At 59.2% G+C, this 15,147-nt stretch carries 11 protein-coding genes and 1 pseudogene; 1 reads left to right on the top strand and 11 read right to left on the bottom strand.

Annotation, left to right across the window (positions count from 1 at the left end; translation table 11 throughout):
• Window positions 1-301 precede the first annotated feature (301 nt).
• The 11 genes and pseudogenes from MUN80_RS14490 to MUN80_RS14440 form a co-directional block, all read right to left on the bottom strand.
• Complete coding sequence (locus tag MUN80_RS14490; protein WP_244714051.1) at window positions 302-1,738, bottom strand: MFS transporter; 1,437 nt, start codon at window positions 1,736-1,738, stop codon at window positions 302-304.
• A 74-nt stretch (window positions 1,739-1,812) separates the two neighbouring features.
• Window positions 1,813-2,634 carry a retron system putative HNH endonuclease gene (locus tag MUN80_RS14485; protein ID WP_244714050.1) on the bottom strand — a complete coding sequence of 274 codons (822 nt, stop codon included), beginning with the start codon at window positions 2,632-2,634 and terminating at the stop codon, window positions 1,813-1,815.
• Between the two features lie 6 nt (window positions 2,635-2,640).
• Complete coding sequence (locus MUN80_RS14480; protein WP_244714049.1) at window positions 2,641-3,978, bottom strand: AAA family ATPase; 1,338 nt, start codon at window positions 3,976-3,978, stop codon at window positions 2,641-2,643.
• A gap of 146 nt (window positions 3,979-4,124) precedes the next feature.
• Window positions 4,125-4,574 carry an HU family DNA-binding protein gene (locus MUN80_RS14475; protein WP_244714048.1) on the bottom strand — a complete coding sequence of 150 codons (450 nt, stop codon included), beginning with the start codon at window positions 4,572-4,574 and terminating at the stop codon, window positions 4,125-4,127.
• A 391-nt stretch (window positions 4,575-4,965) separates the two neighbouring features.
• Window positions 4,966-5,595, bottom strand: a complete 630-nt coding sequence (locus MUN80_RS14470) for a nucleotidyltransferase family protein (RefSeq protein WP_244714047.1) — start codon at window positions 5,593-5,595, stop codon at window positions 4,966-4,968.
• Complete coding sequence (locus MUN80_RS14465) at window positions 5,585-6,772, bottom strand: XdhC family protein (protein WP_244714046.1); 1,188 nt, start codon at window positions 6,770-6,772, stop codon at window positions 5,585-5,587. The genes MUN80_RS14470 and MUN80_RS14465 overlap by 11 nt, the downstream gene beginning before the upstream one ends.
• A 396-nt stretch (window positions 6,773-7,168) precedes the next feature.
• Complete coding sequence (locus tag MUN80_RS14460; protein WP_244714045.1) at window positions 7,169-7,972, bottom strand: heme ABC transporter ATP-binding protein; 804 nt, start codon at window positions 7,970-7,972, stop codon at window positions 7,169-7,171.
• Window positions 7,965-8,944 (bottom strand): annotated as a pseudogene (locus MUN80_RS14455) (FecCD family ABC transporter permease). Before MUN80_RS14455 ends, MUN80_RS14460 begins: the two are co-directional and overlap by 8 nt.
• Before the next feature lie 92 nt (window positions 8,945-9,036).
• Complete coding sequence (locus MUN80_RS14450; RefSeq protein ID WP_244714044.1) at window positions 9,037-9,921, bottom strand: heme/hemin ABC transporter substrate-binding protein; 885 nt, start codon at window positions 9,919-9,921, stop codon at window positions 9,037-9,039.
• 182 nt (window positions 9,922-10,103) lie between these two features.
• Window positions 10,104-12,413 (bottom strand): TonB-dependent receptor, encoded by a 2,310-nt coding sequence (locus MUN80_RS14445; RefSeq protein ID WP_244714042.1) that lies wholly within the window; start codon window positions 12,411-12,413, stop codon window positions 10,104-10,106.
• Between the two features lie 326 nt (window positions 12,414-12,739).
• Window positions 12,740-13,273, bottom strand: coding sequence for a hypothetical protein (locus MUN80_RS14440; RefSeq protein ID WP_244714040.1), 534 nt, complete (start codon window positions 13,271-13,273; stop codon window positions 12,740-12,742).
• 223 nt (window positions 13,274-13,496) lie between these two features.
• On the opposite strand from MUN80_RS14440, the gene MUN80_RS14435 reads away from it, so the two are divergent.
• Window positions 13,497-13,931: a DUF4890 domain-containing protein gene (locus MUN80_RS14435; RefSeq protein ID WP_244714039.1), complete on the top strand. Its 435-nt coding sequence runs from the start codon at window positions 13,497-13,499 to the stop codon at window positions 13,929-13,931.
• Window positions 13,932-15,147 lie beyond the last annotated feature (1,216 nt).

Here is a 15,147-nt window from a genome sequence, read left to right as displayed (position 1 = left end):
ACGGCTTCCAAGCCATAGCCTTTACTAAGCTTTTAATGACATCCGGCTACAGGCTGAAAGAAGCCAAGGAGGCAGCCGACCAGCTTTTAGCCGGAATGTCTTTAAGAATAGCCGCTCCTTCCGTTACGGCCGCCACTGACCTGTTGTGGCAGGCGCAGCGACTAGGAGCCGTTGGGCACGTAGCTTGACATAGAAAGCCCTTTCTCGTTGGTACGGGAAAGGGCTTTCTGGTAGAAGAGAGTAACTACCTGCGCGGAGGATGTATTGCTTTGTTCTGCGTCCTCGCAAGGACGGACTGTGCTTACTTCGGCGTCGCGGGCATCCCGATGTTGGGCGTGGCGGGCGGCGGGCCTACGGTGGTCGGAGCATCAGTCGGCTCATCGCGCAGCTTGCGGCCGCGCAGGGTGAGCAGGAACACCAGGCCCAGCACGAAGAACACGATGAGCGACAGAATGCTATTGCGCATGGAGCCCGTAATCTGGGCAATGATGCCGAAGACGGCCGTGCCGATGACGATGCTGAGCTTCTCGGTTACGTCGAAGAAGCTGAAGAAGGCGGCGGTGTTGGGCGTGTTTTCGGGGATAATCTTGGAGTAGGTGCTGCGCGAAAGGCTCTGAATGGCCCCCATCGTGAGGCCGATAACCGAGGCCAGGGCGTAGAAACTCCAGCCAGCCTGCACGTAATAGCCAGCCACGCAGATCAGCATCCAAATAAACACCGACCAGCTCAGGGCCCGGGTGTTGCCGATGCGCTCCGAGAGTTTGGAAAACAGCCAGGCCCCCAGAATACCCACGAGTTGGAGCAGCAGAATGGTTAGGATAAGGGCCGAGCTTTCGAGCTTCAGCTCCTCGTCGCCGAAGATGGTGGCCACGTACATCACCGTCTGCACGCCCATGTTGTAGGTGAAGTAAGCCAGCAGGAAGCGCTTCAGGTTGGGCAAGCCTTTAAGCTGAGCCCACACCTTGCCCAGCTCCCGGAAGCCGTTGAGCAGCCAGCCCGAATCATCGGCGGCCCCGGCGGGACGGCCAGGGTCGGCAGGCAGGGTGAAGAAGGGAATCTGGGCGAAGCCGGCCCACCAGATGCCCGTGAGCAGGAAAGCCAGGCGGGTGGCAAAGCCTTCTTCCAGCCCCAGCTTATCGTGGCCCATAATCAGGCCCAGGCAGATAACGAGCAGCAATACCGAGCCGATATAGCCCATGGAAAAGCCCCGGGCCGAGAGCGAATCGTACTTTTCCTCCGAGGAAATCAGGGGCAGGTAGGAGTTGTAGAAGACGATGGAGCCCGAGAAGCCAATGGTGGCCGAGATGAAGATAAAGGTGCTGGCCGTGAAAGTATCCGGGGTGAAGAAGAACAGGGCCGCGCAGGACAGGGCTCCCAGATAGCAGAACACCTGCATGAAGAGCTTCTTACGCCCCGAGAAGTCGGCCAAGGACGTCAGAAACGGGCTGATAAGGGCAATAAGCAGGAAGGCGGCCGATATGGCGTAGGTCAGCAGCGACGAGCCCGGCACCTGGAAGCCTAGGAAGTCGACGGGGCTCTTGCCGCTGTCGGTACCGGTCACCTGCTTCACCATCGCGCCCCAGTAGATGGGAAAGATGGAGCTGGTAATGACCAGCGGGTACACCGAGTTGGCCCAGTCGTAGAAGGTCCAGCCGCGGGTGATGCGCTTGTCGTCCTTGGGAATGTCGCTGAAAGAAGCATCGGGCGCGGCGGCCGACGGAGTAGAAACGGTGGTCATGGAGGCGAAAGGTTGGCAGTGTGGTGCTGGGCAAGATAACGGGAATTCGGCGGGGCCGTTGCCCAGCTTAGGGATTAGTGACGCGGCAGATAGTCGAAGTTGGCCCGGACCATGCCAGCGTACTCGGCCGAGTCGAGGGCGGCTTCTTGCCAAATTTGCCGGGCTTCCTCGGCAGCTTCCCGCCCCTCGGCAACCGAAAGCTTTAATGCATCAAGAAACTCCTGCTCCGGATTGCTTAGAGGTAGGTTAAAAGTAAATCTGCCCAACATGTACATCTGGCGCAGCCCCTTCAAATGCTCAATACGGCTTTTGATAAGATCGGGCCGGTCGAGGCCAAAGGCGCGGATACTTTCTTCGCCCCGGTCATCGAGCCCTTTGATGGCATCCCGCACGAAGGTCAGGTGCTTTTCCGGGTCGTCCTGGGTGGGGTCCAGCAGCAGGGGTTGCTCCAACGACAGTACCTCCGCGTGTGACTGGGCGCGGGCGGCTTGGTTTCGCAGGGGGAAGTAGTTGCCCTTGTACTCCTGATTACACAATTGGCAGGAGAAAAACAGATTGCTCCACTCGTAAGCCAGCCAATAATAGCCTGGTTTGTGCAAGGGGCCCTCCCACTCCTGCTGGTACCCAGCCTTGGGGCGGAAGTGCTCCACATCGCCGTAGCTGGTAGCAGTAAAGAGGGATTCACAGTAGCAGCACTTCTTGTGCTGATCTTTCCGGAGCTGGTCTTTTACGGTCGTATCGTTATAGATACCGTCGCGGGAGTGCAGGATCGTGTTATCGGGAGCCTGGCAGGCGGCGGGATTGGCCTCTTGCAGCTTTTCCAATTGCCGCACGTGCCGGGTGCCCCGCCGGGCCAGGATAGCCGGCGCGGGCTGACTTTTGGTAACCTTAATCATAACGGGCTACTCCAGGAAGTCTTCATCCTTGAGGTTGCGGGCCAGCCGGGCCAGCAGATTTTCTACCCGTCGCTCGGGCTGCGTATCACTGATGGGCTGGGTCGTGAGCTTGTCGTCCAGCTCTTTCAGCTCCGCCTTTTCCTTCGCGGTCAGGCGCTTCTTCAGCAACAGGGCATTGCGGCGCTGCAAATCCGTTTCCGTTTGCGGCGACAAGGACGAGGCATCTTCGAATAGCTCACTGTTTAGAATCTGGTCGACCCGCCAGCGGCGCACGTCGGGCAGGTTCTGGACTACTACCGTCTGATCATTCTCACGCTTGAGCAGTACGATATTGGCGTCCTTGTCCCCGGCCGCCTGCACCACCAGAGGGCTGTGCGCGGTGGCAATAAACTGAGTGTTCTTGAAGATGCCGCTGAGGAAACCAATGAGCTTGCGCTGCCAGCTCGGGTGCAGGTGCAGGTCGATTTCATCAATGAGCACAATGGCCGGCTCTTCCAGCGGGTTCTTACTCTCAGGGTAGCGGATAAAGAGCTTGCTGGCAAAGTCCGTAAGCCACACGACCAGGGTTTGATAGCCTAAACTCATGTCGCGCAGGCGTACCCAGCCGTAGGGCGTAAGAAGCTCTAGCTGCTGCTGATACCCTTTACTGACAATATTAACATCTGTCACATCCGGTAAAACTTGAAGTAAGACATCGCGCACTTGCTGCAACGACTTTTCTGCCTGTTTATCTCCTTTAAGAGAGCTGTACTCCATCTGAAGAAACCATTCTTCCGGATTAAGTAAATCCGCTCTATCATCAAAGAGACTAATACAGGTATCAATTGTCTTGGAAACATCACTAAGGGTTGAGTTTCCTGTTTTACGACCAGCCCCATAGCCGTAACAGATAAGTCCTAAGTCCTGTCTTAAGATGGAAGTACCATCACACTCATAATCGCCGTGTTCATCTGAATGGAGCCTTACCCACTTCTCCTCGGCATAAGCTTTACTCTCTTGGGCAGGCTCAGTAAGCACCCCATTATATTGTATGTTCGTTTCTATTAGTAGGTCTTGAAAGTTATTTCGCTTAGGAGCCCATTCTTCGTCAGACATCATATGATGAGCGTATGCATACTCCTCTCCTTGGGAAGAAAATAATGCCTTACGTGCCATCATCCCCGCCAACGCCTTCAACACCGTCGTCTTCCCTACCCCATTATCCCCGAGAATAATCGTCCACTGCGCGGGCCTTCCGTCTTCTCGGGCAAAGGAAATCGTCTGCTTCTCTCCGAAGCTGCGCACATTTTCCAGGCTGAGGGAGAGGAAATAGGCGGGCGGCGGGGTGGCGGGTTGCTTGGACATAGCACGAAAGGTAAGGATGCCGGGCGCGGGAAGTGGCCCGGCCCCAAAAATAACGGGCCTGCCGGAATCGGCAGGCCCGCAGGGCAGTTTAAGCGGACATAGTAATGTCCGGGCCCGGACATTACTATGTCCGCCGCCGGACATTACTATGTCCGGCTATCGGCCTCGCTGGCTTTACGACGGGCAGCACGAGCGACTGAGTCGGCTGAGGGGGCCGCGACCCGACGGAGTTGAGCGCCCTGCATGGCCGAGGCGAAGAGCTTGCCGGGGCGGAATACCACTTTCACATTGTCGATGAGGGCGGAGCTGAACTCCTTTTCGGAGTCGGCTCCCTGGCCTTGCAGGCTCACGGAAAAGGAGCCGAAGTCGCCGAAGCGTACGATGCGACCGGCGGCTAGCTCGCGGGGCACGGTCTGGAAGAAGGCTTCGAGCACGGCCATCACGTCGACGGTGCTGACGGTGCTCATTTCGTTGATGCGGCCGGCCATGTCGCGCACACTGGTTTCGCCCTGGGAGCGGGCTACGGGATAAAACTTCTTGGCTTCGTTGGGCTTGGCAGGGTTGCGGCGCTCAGCCAGGGAATATTCGATAGGCATAAGTAAAGAGGTTAAGGATGAGCTAGTAATATAGTGGGAGCTGTTTATATAATATTCAACATTAAACCCCTTTTATTAAAATAGTTTCAACCAATAACTACATACCTGCCAATCCGTTGTCATTATCACAGCAATCAGCAAAACCTACCCGTCATCCTGAGCCTTGGCGAAGGACCTTCCTCGTCTTCGAGATAAGCCTTCTTCAACGTGACCAAGCCCTTTACCACAAGCGCGGTGCAGGGCTTGGTCACATTGGTATAAGCCGCAGTGGGTTAGGCGAGTAAGGTCCTTCGCAGGGCTCAGGATGACAAGCTAAGGGGTGGATGACAGGCGGGGGTGGATGACAAGTGAGAGGTGGATGACAGGCCATGAGTAGATGATAGATAAGCACTCAGGATGACAGGCGCGGGGTAGATGGCAGCTGGGCGGTAGTGGCTAGCAGCTGCTGGTACTGCTCTTGCGTGTCTACATCTACAGCAGCGGGCGGGAAGGGCACGGCGGCGACCAACTCGGGGTGCCGGCGCAGGAGCTGGGCGGCCCCGGCGGCATCGGGCAGGGTGCGCAGCAAGGGCAGCACCTCGCCCCCAAACAGCACCGGCACGCCCCGCACCCCGTCGTACTCGGCGGCTACGATGGGCTGGCTGGTGGCGGCGTGGGTGGCGTGGAGCTGCCCGAGCAGTTCGGGCGTGACGTGGGGCTGGTCGCAGAGCAGGACCGTGACAGTCGTGAGCGGACCAGCCGTTTCCAGGGCCAAGAGGCCGGTTTTGAGCGAAGCGCCCATGCCCCGCTCCCACTGCGGGCAGCGCACCGCCTGCACCGGCAGGCCGGCCAGCTCGGGCAAGAGCTCCGCGTGCAGGGCCCCGGTCACGACCAGGACCGGGGCACCCTGGGCGGCGGCTACGGCGGTTTCGGCGGCGCGGCGCAGCAGGGTCTGGCCCAGGTAGGGCAAGAGCTGCTTGGGCCGGCCGAGGCGGGTAGAAGCGCCGGCAGCCAGCAGAATCAGGGCGTTATCAGAGGTCACAGGCGGCTGTGGTGCGTCCTTCCGCTACCAAGGGGGCGTTGGCTTGCAGGGGCGGGTGAATCGGGTGGGGCGAGTCGCGCAGGAAGCCCGCGGGCCGCCCAGCCAGTACCGCCTGGATTTCGGCCACGATGGAGAGGGCAATTTCCTCGGGCGTTTCGGCCCCCAGGTTCAAGCCAATGGGACTATACAGCCGCCCCTGGAGCTGCTCAGCGGCATTGGGCACGTCTTGTTGGAGGTCTTCCAGGAGGCGGTCGTACTTCTTGCGCGGTCCCAGCAGCCCGATGTAGGGCGCGGGGCCAGCCAGCAGATGGCGCAGCACGGCCAAGTCGTAGTAGTAGTTGTGGGTCATGAGCAGGGCAAAGCTGCGGTCGTAGGGCTCCTGGCTGATACGCTCCAGGGGCAGCACCCACACGGCCTCGGCCTCGGGAAAGCGTAGGGCCTGGGCCTGGTTGGGCCGTCCATCCACGACCTGCACCCGCCAGCCCAGGCCGGCAGCCAGGCGCACCACCGGCTGCACATCGTTGCCGGCCCCGTACACCGTCAGGCGCACCGGGGGCCGCAGCAGCTCCAGGCTCACCCGTACCGTGGCGGCCCCGAGGGGGAAGTGCCGGGTAGCCGGCTGCCCGGCGGCCAACGCCGCCCGGGCCTCAGTAAGAATGGGCTGGTAGAGCTCGAAGCTTTCCCGCAGATTACCTTCCACTTCTCCCTGCGAAGTCAGCAGCAGCCGCTCCCCCACCTGAGCGTTGGCGGCGGTACCGCTCAGGCTAAACACGGTAGCCACCACGGCCGGCGCCTCCACACCTGCCGCCCAGCGGCGCAACAGTTCCAGGGGGTTGTCGGGGTTCTGAAAGTCGAGGGGCTCCAGCAGGATCTGCACGATGCCCTGGCAGCCCAGCGCGGCCCCGAATTGCAGATCGTCTTCGGGGTCGGTAGAGTCGTAGGTGACCACCGTGGGGCGGCCCTGTAGGATGGTTTGGCGGGCCCGGCGGCGGGCATCCCCTTCCAGGCAGCCCCCGCTAATAGCTCCGGTCAGCTGCCCGTCTTCGGTGACCAGCATGCGGGCCCCGGGCCGGCGGTAAGCCGAGCCGGCCACATCCACTACCGAGGCCAGAGCACAGGCCCGGCCCGCCGCGCGGTGCTCGTCGTAAGCCAGGATCAGACGTTGTAATTCGTTCATATAGGTAAAAGCGTACTGCCTGGGTAGTACGCAGGAGAAGATACAGAGGGTGCGTTGATGCTAGCTGGTAGGGCTAGGGAAGCCGGATTTCTGGCACCTAGAACAACTGCCTGCACGGTTAGGCTGTTCAGCCACCTTATCGGGTCCCGACGAAAACGCTTCATCCTCAAGGCGTCAGGAGACCAGTGGCTTGGTACACAACCAGCAAGTCCGCTTCCGGTTATGAACCGCGCCAGCTTTCAAGTCTGCACCCCGTAACGTACGCCCGGCTACAGCTCAGGCTACAAGCAGCAGCGCAGCTTGGGCCGTTTGACCAGTCACTACCCTATCACCCAGCAGTAAAAAGGGACGCAGCCAGTGGCTACGTCCCTTTTCATTTGCTTGCCGGCTTGCGGGCTACTCCAAGGCTGGAGGCGGCGAATCTGCGTAAATAACCAGGGGCTTTTGGGTCAACGGGTTAGAAATGATGTGCATCGTCAGCCCGAACACGTCTTCCAGCAGCCGCGCCGTCAGCGCATTGGGTTTAGTTAGCGTCTGGTACACCTCGCCCTGACGAATAAACACGAGTCGGTCGGCGTAGGTCAGGGCCAGGTTGATATCGTGCAGCACGGCTACGACGATGGCGCCCTGCCGGGAAAAGTCGCGGGCAATCTGCAAGAGCTGGTGCTGGTAGCGCAAATCGAGGCTGGATACGGGCTCATCGAGCAGCAGCACCCGGGAGCCGGAGGCCGGAGCTTCCCAGATCTGGGCCAGCACCCGGGCCATCTGCACCTTCTGGGCTTCCCCACCGGATAAGGTCGAGTAGTCCCGGTCGGCAAAGCTGCTCATGCCTAGCTGGTCGAGGGCCTGGCGGCAGATAGCCTGGTCGTGGGCCGAGGGGCTGCGCTGAAAATGCGGGTAACGGCCCATCAGTACCACATCGGCCACGCTCAAGGGGAAGGCCAGCTGGATTTCCTGGGACAGCACCGCCCGGGACTTAGCCAGCTCACTGGTCGAAAACGTGCTCAGCGGCTTTTCGTGGTACAGCACCCGGCCCGCCGAAGGCTGGTACAACCCGGCCAGCAGGCGCAGCAGCGTGGTTTTGCCCGCGCCATTGGGCCCCATGAGCACCGTAAACTCGCCTGGCCGGCACTCCACCGAGGCCTCGTGCAGCAGCACCCGGTCCTTGACCTGAAAGCTGACAGAATCGGCCCTAAGCATAAAATCCGCCCCGCTGGTTGAGTTGCTGGTAGTGGGAAAGCATCCACAAAAACACCGGCGCCCCGATAAAGGCCGTGAGCACGCCGATGGGCAACTCGGCCGGGGCAATGATAGTGCGGGCCACGGTGTCAGAAACTATCATCAGAATGGCCCCCAGCAGACTGGCACCCAGAATCAGCAGGCGGTTGTCGGCAAACCGCACGAGGCGCAGCAAGTGCGGCACGACCAGCCCCACGAAGCCGATGACGCCGACGGTAGCCGTAGCCACGGCCACGAGCAACGTGTTGAGCAACAGAATCCGGGTTTGCAGCTGCCGGGTATTCACGCCCAAGTACTGCGCCTCATTCTCGCCCAGCTGCAGGGCGTTCAGGGCCTTGGCAAAGCGCAAGGCCAGCCCCACTCCCACCACCGTCACGGTGAGCACCATGTAAAACGAAGGCCAGTCGGCGCTGCTGAAGCTGCCCAGGCTCCAGAAGGTGATGGAGCGGGCCTGCGGGTCGCGGGCAATGTAAGCCAGGAAGCCCGTGCCCCGGCCGCCAGGGCATTTACCGCAATACCGGCCAGCAGCATCGAGGCTACCGTCACGCGGCCCTGCACCCGGGAGAGGCGGTATACCAGACCCGTAGCCAGCAAAGCCCCCACAAATGCTGCCGCCGGCAGCACGAAAGTTCCCAGAAACGTCGAATTGACCCAGCTCATGGAAGCACCCAGCACGAAAATTACGGCTGCCCCCAGCGCCGCGCCCGCCGAGGTGCCAATCAGGCCCGGCTCCACGATGGGGTTGCGAAACAAGGCCTGCATCAAGGTGCCCGATACCGACAAAGCGGCCCCTACCACGGCGCACAGCAGCACCCGTGGCAGCCGGATCTGAAAGAACACGCCCTCGTGCAGAATCGCCGTGGGGTCGTTGCTGGCGGCGGCCAGCCCCACGCTCTGGGCCAGGTAGCCCCCGATTTCGCCAAACGTCAGCACCACCGCGCCCAATCTAGCCGACACGATGATGCACACGGCCAGCACCGCCAGCAGCCCGCCAAAATACAGCCGAACCCGGCCCGCGCTCAGCCTCACAGCTTGGGCGCGGGCTGGTGAATCAATTCCATGAGCTTGAGCACGTTTTGCCCTGTGCGCGGCCCTAGGTACACCATATCGTGTTCCTCGACGCGGTAGATACGGTTGTTCTTGGCCGCTGGCGTGAGGGCCACGCCGGGCAACGTTTTGAACTTCTCCAGTCCGCCCATCCGGTCGAAGCCGAAGTCGGTGGCCAGGATTACGTCGGGCTGGGCGGCGGCAATCAACTCGGGGCTGATAGGCTTCATACCCTCGGTGGCATCAATAGAATTGACACCGCCGGCCCACTGCAGCATCTGGGTGCCGGTGCTTTTCTGGCCCATAGCCAGGTAAATGTTCTTTTGCAGACCGTAGTGAATGATAACCACCTTCACGGGCTGGTCGCCAAACTGCTTGCGCTTCTCGGCGGCCGTGGCCATGTCGGCCGTGAGCTGCTGAGCCAGACTGTCGGCCACTTTACGCTTGCCGAACCCGTCGCCGAGCTGCTGGAGCAGCTGGCAGGCTTCCTCAATGGTCTTGGTTTGCTTGAACTCCTTCACCGGAATACCCACCTTCTGGAGCTGGGTCATGACGGCTTCCGGGGCCACGTTGCCGTCGGAATACACCACGGTGGGCTTTAAGGACACGATGCCTTCGGAGTTGAGCAGGCGGTGGTAGCCCACAGTGGGCAGCTTTTTGGCCTCGGCCGGATAGGTGCTCGATAGGTCCACGCCCACGAGCTTATCTCCGGCGCCGAGGGCAAAAATCATTTCCGTGAGCTGCTTCGACACCGACACGATGCGCTCCTTGCCGGGCACATCACCGGCGGTTTTATCTTCGTTGCGGAACCGGTTGCAGGCCACCGAAACCAGCAACAGGGTTGCGTACAGGACTTTTTTCATGTTGTTGGAAGGCATTGAAACGTCATGCAGAGAAGTAGTTGAGCATCTCGCCTGCTGACGTTGTTGAGAAAGGGCGGCATATCGAGCGAAGTCGAAGCATCTCTCCCGCCACAGTAGTTTTTATTACCATTGCACGCGAGATTCCTCGGCTTCGCTCGGAATGACGTTCTGGGGTCTACCCTCTAAAAAGTGTAGCTTAGGTTAACGCCGCTGTACCAGTTGCGGGGCATACCGGGATTGTAGAAGGTCGGGGCCTTCACGGGCGTGGCCTGGTTCAGGGCAATAGACACGGCGTAGTGCTTATCGGTGATGTTGTCGAGACCGGCAAATACGTCGTAGCTCAGGTGGCCAGCAATTTTACCACGGGCTCCTACTTTGCTGTTAAACAGCCAGTAAGCGGCAGCAAAGCGGTTGTTGCTGTCGGCCATCGGGGTTTTGTCGGTGTACTGCGAGGTCAGGTTCAGGTACACGCCCACCTTGGTTTCCAGGTCGAGGCCGCCGGTGAAGAGGTTCTTGAACGTGCCGGGCACCTGCTTGCCGCTGAAGTCGTTGGCAGCCAGCTGGTAAGACTTGAACTCCGCATCAGTGTAAGTGTAGCTCACGAAGGGCCGCACATGGGTCAGCACGCCGGCTTGGTCGGCCGCCACCAGATTGCCCGACAAGGCCACTTCCACGCCCTTGTATTCCGACTCGCCCGAGTTGACGAAGTAAGTCACCTTGTCGGCGTTGGTCTGCGACACCAGGCCGTTTTTGACCTGCATGCGGAAGGCCGTCACGTCGTAGTTGAGCTTGTTGCCCAGGATGCTGCCGCGGGAGCCCAGCTCCAGGTTGTTGTTGCGCTCGGGCTTCAAATCAGGGTTAATCGGGCCGGTCGACAACGAAATCTGGCTGCTGATGGGCGGCGAGAAGCCGGTACTATACTGGGCAAACACCGAGAATTGGTCGTTGAAGGTGTGAATCAGGGCCACGCGGGGCGTGTGTACGGGTTTAAACTGCCGGTAGCCGGTCAGGCTCAGGGCCGGGGCGGTCTTAGGAATTAAATCCTGGATGTCGTACGTCACCACGTTGTAGCTGTCGCCCACGGTCAGGGTCGTGTGCTCGGTAATCGACACCTCGGCCTGGGCAAAAGTGTTGAGCTGGGTCGCGCGGATTTCCTGGTCTGAAGTCAGAGCCATCGAAGCGCCCAGGGCCGTGATGCCGTAGCGCTTGTTGTTGTCCTGGTTGGAAATGTACTCCGTGCCCACAGCGAAGCGCGTCTGCAACCCACCTAGCTCGGGCGAGTACGTAAACACGCTGCGCACGCCGCGCTTGCCGCGCTGGGTGTGGGCAAAGCTCGGCTCCGCCGGGCTCAGCGCGTACGAGGTGCTCATAAACAAGGTCGTGGTGTTCACGAAGTTGCCGGTAAAGCGGTACGTGTGGGTCAGGCCCAAGCGGGTAATTTCGGCGTCCACGCCCACGTCCTTAAGTTTGTAGGCCGGCGCCAACTTGGTGTAGTTCGTGAAAAAGTCGGTGCTGTCCAACTCCCCGGCGTAGTTGTCGTGCTGGTTGGTGTAGGTGCCCAATACACTGACGGTCTGCTTGTCGCTCACGTAAAAGTCGCCGGCTACGGTCACGAAGTCCTTGCGGCTGTTGGAGTGGTCGTCGCGGAAGCCGCGGGTTTCCTGGTGGCCGTAGTTAACCAGCAGGTTTACTTTATCGGTGCCGATGCCGATGCCGGTGTTGGTGCGGAACAAACCATATTTGCCGACTACAGTACCCAGGTTGATGCTGGTGCCGGGCGCGGCCTTACGGGTCTGGAACGACACGACGCCGCCCAACGTAGCCCCGTAAATGCTCGAAGCCGGGCCTTTAATTACGTCCATGCGGCCGATGGTGGTGAAGTCCAGGTCGTCGAGCGAAGTGGTACCATCAGCTTCCGAGAGCGGAATACCGTTTTGGTAGAGCTTGATGCCGCGGATGCTGAAGCGGCCGTAGGTGCTGCCGATGCCCCGAATCACCAGGTTCGACTGCGAGGCGGCGCTGCGCACGTTCATCCGCACGCCAGGCACTTGGTTCAGGGTGTTCTGCAGGAAGATGGAGTTGTTGCGCTGAATGTCCTTTTCGGTCACCACGCTCAACGCCACGGGCGTTTCGAGCAGCTTTTTCTCGGTAGCATAACCCACCACCTGTACTTCGCTCAGCCCTGTATTGGATGGCTCCAGAGCAATGGTCAGGGCGTTGGTATTGCCGGCTTTGATGGTCACATCCTGGGCTAGGTAGCCCAGGTACTGCACCTTCACGGTGCGCAGTTCTTCGGTAGAAGTCAGCTGAAAACGGCCGTCCTTATCAGTGGTGGCGGCGGTAGCGGCGCTGGACGCTACCACGGCGCCCACCAGGGGCTGGCGGGTCTGTTGGTCGACTACGATACCCGACGTGGTGAACTGGGCAAAAGCGCCCGTGCTCAGGCAGAGGGCGCCCCATAGCAGGAGCACCCGGAATAAAACTGGTTTCATGAAATGCGAATAGGTTGTGGCCCAACTCAATGCCAGGCCCATGGGTTAGCTCCCACCATAGCTAAGGCTGGCGGGGCAGGTGTCATGATGGAAAATTGCCGCGGCTCCCGGCCCGACTGAAAGGCGGCCGGTGGCGGCGGGCGGCGGAGTGACTGGCTGACTATGGCAGCTCACTCGCCCTGCAGACAGCAACAAACCCAACGCGCCGTTTTTCAGTCGCCGGGCTCTGGTCGTCTACCTACTATACTAAAGGAGTGCCCGGCATGCGGCTGGCCGTGTTGCGCTAGCTAAGCCAGCCAAAATACCCGAACCGGCCCGGTGGCACCTCAGGCCCGCTCCGGCGGGGGCTGCACTACTGCCGCCGGCAGGCACCGGATGGCGGAGGAAAAAACCCGGTAGGGCGGCTGGCTCGGTTGCAGAGCCGCCGCCACGACCTCAGCGGCGGAAGCAGAAAAAATAGCCAGCTTGAATAAGTGGTCAAACAGCTTTTTGGCTGTTTTCCCGGCTGAGCTGTCCGGGTGGGTTAGCTGCTCAACATGCTTTTGCAGGCCGGCTAGCAGCTTTTCCTCACCTTGGTCGCGCCAGCAGAAGTAGGTGATACTGTCGGCCGCCACGTGCTGGCGTACCACGTCGTAGAGCCCGCCCCGCCACCGAAACTCGTGCTTTTCCTGCCACTGCAGTTCCAGAGTTCCGGCGCGTGCCACCCGGATGCGTACCAACGCCTTATCGGGCAGTTGGGCCCGGCGCTGCTGCTCAGCCTGCTTCCGAAACTGATGCTGCCGCCACGTGTAAGCCGGATAGAACCCTACCAGGTTGTACGCAAACAGGAACAGGAGTACAAGGGAAATAAGCTGCTTCAAGGAACCGGCGCAGGGTGTGAAACAAAAATACCGCAAAAGCCCCCAGCCTACCTAGCTTTTTTTAATCTGGCTTTAATAAGTAGCCGCACTGACCTGCTGGTGCTTGGACTAAGCCGTTTTCCGCGGGCCCAAATAAGCTTCATGTTTTTGGCACCTAAGTTGTAAAAGTGCTACCCGCAAGCCAGTGAAGCTTGTTTTTCCTTTCAACTCAATTCTGGTACTCATGCATAAGATTCTGATTTTGTTAGCCACTTTTTCCTTGTCAGTTGGCATGGCCTCGGCTCAATCGGTGGTGAAAAAAGCTAAGCTCAAAACCGAAGCCGCCAAGCCTAAGCACGCTCCCAAAACTCCGGAGCAACAGGCTGACCACTTCGCCCAGCGCCTAACCCAGAAGCTGGCTCTTTCCACCGACCAGTCGCAGCGGGTGCGGCAGCTTAGCCTGGTATATCACCAGGAAGAGCAGGCACTGAAAGCCAAGTACGGCCCCGAGCGTAAAAATCCAGCGAAGCACCAGGAGCTGAAAGCCGCCCGCGCCCGGTTCGAAACCCAGCTCACCCAGGTTTTGAGTGCCGATCAGGCCACCAAGTACGCTCAGCTGCGCGAGGAAAAAATGCAGAAGCACGGCAAGAGCAAAGAGAAGCTCAAGGCCAAAAGTTAATTCGAACTCAATCCCTGAAAAAAGCCCCGACCTCCTCTGGCCGGGGCTTTTTTCGGGACCACTAGGCTGAACTTACCTTTCCACTTCCCCAGAGCATATTTTCGACTCTCATTAACATCAGAGATGTAGGCTGGCCACCACTACTCGTGGTTTGCCCGCACCCATCTCCAGCCCAATCAGCAGGAACTGGTGTAGGTGCCCTCTTCCGGGCTGTGAATAACGGTAGCTACCTACAACCCGGCTAATGCTTCCAAGCCCGTACAGATACTGGTGATTCTCAATGCGCGGCTTCAGCTGTTACGTGAAAGGGTTTACATACTCGCAGACGGCGCAAATGCAACCCGCTCCATAGACTTTGCGTATGCAGTCGGCAGCCTTTTTCCCAATACTGTATTGACAGTAGCTGCGGCTCTGACTTCAGGGGAGCCCTAGGTATCGGCTTAGGCGTTTGTTTGCCAAAAAAGGCCACCCAATTCGGTGTCGTACCCAAGGCCAGCAACTGGCAAAATTGTAGTTTCTAAAGCTACTATTACCACAATATCAAGAACAAGCCCACTACCACAACTAATTTGGTCAATACAGTACCATAAGTGGCAAAAATAGTAGTGGAATTCACTGGATCAGCCCCCTACCTTAGTATTATAGAACAAGGCGCTAAAACACGGCCACTTGATTCTTCGGTTTGATAACTGTTCGGCTTGATCGAAGCCTCGTTATCGGAGCCGCTTAGCAAGAAAAAATCCGGAGGACAACTACCTTTCTAGGTGTCGCCTGCGGTTTACTGATAAAGGATCGGACTGGCGTTGGGTGGGAATTTTCGCCGGTCACGATTCATTGAAAGGGCGTTCCGGGTGGGGCGCCTTTTTTTGTGCCCTTACTTTCCGGCTTACTACTCTCCCCCGGCTTGGCTTCTCCTGCCGCCTGTAGTGCCCCTCCTACTCTGTTTTCTTTTTGTGGTTAGTTGCTGGGTCTAGGCTAAGACGACAACAATCATAGCTTACCCAGGCTGTCTGATAGCAACGACTGACCGCCGGTATACCCACAGGCAGGCAACTTTGGGCATTTTAATTGCCTGGGCAGGTCAAAGGTGAGGACTAACTCAACCGTAGATTCGACTGGCCCAAAAACAAACCGGCCGAATCAGTGGAACACCGATTCGGCCGACTACAGATTTTGGGATACCGATAAGTCAACTTGCTGAGTGGGAGAGCCGGTT

This window comes from Hymenobacter cellulosivorans, assembly GCF_022919135.1.
In the GTDB taxonomy this organism is placed as follows: domain Bacteria; phylum Bacteroidota; class Bacteroidia; order Cytophagales; family Hymenobacteraceae; genus Hymenobacter; species Hymenobacter cellulosivorans.
The sequence above is the reverse complement of the archived record's forward strand: the minus strand, read 5'-3'. Positions and strand labels throughout refer to the sequence as shown.